1 protein-coding gene is annotated in these 2114 nt (G+C 66.2%); it reads right to left on the reverse strand.

Features of this window, described 5'->3' with window-relative positions:
- Positions 1 to 110: 110 nt before the first annotated feature.
- On the reverse strand, positions 111 to 1700 hold the full coding sequence (locus IG74_RS0144350) for an ISL3 family transposase (protein WP_158858114.1): 1590 nt from the start codon (positions 1698 to 1700) through the stop codon (positions 111 to 113).
- Positions 1701 to 2114: the final 414 nt, after the last annotated feature.

A 2114-nucleotide genomic window follows, 5' to 3' on the forward strand; every position in this document is an offset into this window, starting at 1 on the left:
CGGCGTCAGGCCACCGCCATCCGCGTACCTCACAACTCGGACATACCGCAAGGATCATGAAACGTCAGCGACTGGAACCCGCGAGTTCAAGATGAGTACATGTTCGTCGATCACGGCGAGAGCAGGATGCGGCGCCGCAGCAGGTCGAAGTTGGCCCGGCCGTACATCTGTCTCTTCAGCAGCTTGATACGGGTCACGTTGCCCTCGACTGCGCCTGAGCTGTGCGTGGTGGTAAGGGCTGTCAGGATGGCAGCGCGGTCGCGCCGCATGCCGCCTGCCAAGGTGCGGAGTTCTCGCTGCCCGTCGAGGCGTACATCGGCGAGCCAGACTTCGAAAGCCAGGTGCTCGTTGTTGCGTTCGCGCAGGATGACAGCGAGACGGCGGGCGTATTCGGTGGTTATGGCCAGCACCGGGCTGCGGTCGCAGAGGTCATCCAGGCTCTTGCGTTCGGTGTCCGTGAGGTGCTCGGGCCTGCGCATGATCCAGTTGGTGACGCGTCGGACGGTCAGCTGGGGAAGCGGGGCGTTCGTCGGGATCGCTCCGGTGCGATAGGCACGGAGGTGTCGCTGGACGGTGCCAGGGCCTCCGCGGTAGCCCAGCTGCTGGATCTCTCGAGTGAGGGCAGAGGCGTTGGTGCACCCCTCCAGCCAGCGATGATGCAAGTAGAGACGGTAGTCGTCGATCATGCTGGGACGGTCGGTGGCCGCGCTAAGAAGTTCTCCGACCTCGGCGGCCTCGGCGAAGCGAACCACGGTGCCCCGGCTGAGGCGGAGTTCGCGAGCGATCGCACGCAGGCTGTCGCCGCGTTGAATGCGCTCGTGGATCTGCTGATACCGCTCGTGGGTCCGTGCCACCAGCGGACGTGGCCGCCCATGGATGTCGACTTCAGTAGCCGATGTTTCACCAGCGGGTGTCGCATCGGCCGACATCGGCAATGGTTCGCGCAGCTCAGCACGGTGACGGCCCACGATGCGCTCCACAGCCTCGGCAAGGTTGTGGAGCACGTGCCAGATGTCGGCAACCTGCTTGGCCTGTGGTGCTCCGGCGCAGGCGCCGTCACGGAAGGAGCCAGCACGATCGCGGCAGATCATCTGGACTTCCGGGTGTCGCCTGAGCCAGGACTCGAAGGTGGCGGCGGTCCGGTCGGCGAGCACGTCGACGGGGCGGTGGGTGACCATGCCGATCAGGATGGCCGCGTACTTCCGCCGACGGCGCAGGGCGAACTCGTCGACGCCCAGGACCTGGACGGAGCCGTGATCCGGCTCGGGCAAGGCCCGGATCAGCCGGAGCATAGAGTCCTTGCCGACCGCCATGGACATCCGGTCGGCCAGCCGGGCGCCCGGCCGACCGCCCAGGAACAGGGCGATGTCGGTGAGCAGCCCCGTCAGGGCCTCGGTACGTCGCGCATATCGGCACGTCAGCTCTGGTATCTGTTCAGCGAACGTTCGATGCGAGCATGCGGTGTTCTCGCAGGTGAACCGACGTGCTCGCAGCCGGATCTGCAGACGCCGTCCAGCGATAGGCCGGTCCGAGAGCCGCCGATCGTAATAGCAGTGCACCCGAGACGATCGCCGACCGCACTCCGGACAGACTGCCCCGTCTCCCCGGGCCCGAGCTGCCACGAGCACTTCGTCCTGGGCGAGCGTCAGCCGCTCAACCTCGACAGCCGCATCAGAGAAGAGGAGATCAGCAACGCTCAAGGCCCCGTCCATACCCAAGTGATGCCCACGACACTGCCGCGGCCGTTACCCCCGAATCTGCGACAGAGCCCACAACTTGGACCAGACCCCACCAAGGACGGCATTTCCTTCTACGCCGTAGACGGGCGCTCCCTACGTGCACTGCCGACCATCGGTGCGTCGCAGCTGTGGGGCGTGACCGGCGTCGCGGGCCGGGGAGAGATCACCGCCCCGGAAACTGTCACTGCCATCATGTCCACCATGGCCGCCCTCCGTGGGGAGGAGGCGCGATCCTGGACCCGTCAGCTGACCCGGCCAAGGTGGAATGCGATGATAGTCAGCTGCCCTGCGTTGATCTCGTAGGTCACTCGGTAATCACCGATCCGCAGGCGGGCGTAGTCGGGCCCATAAGCGTAACTGCCGGGAGGGCGGGCG

It is taken from the genome of Streptomyces sp. NRRL B-1347, from assembly GCF_000720325.1.
Lineage (GTDB): Bacteria > Actinomycetota > Actinomycetes > Streptomycetales > Streptomycetaceae > Streptomyces.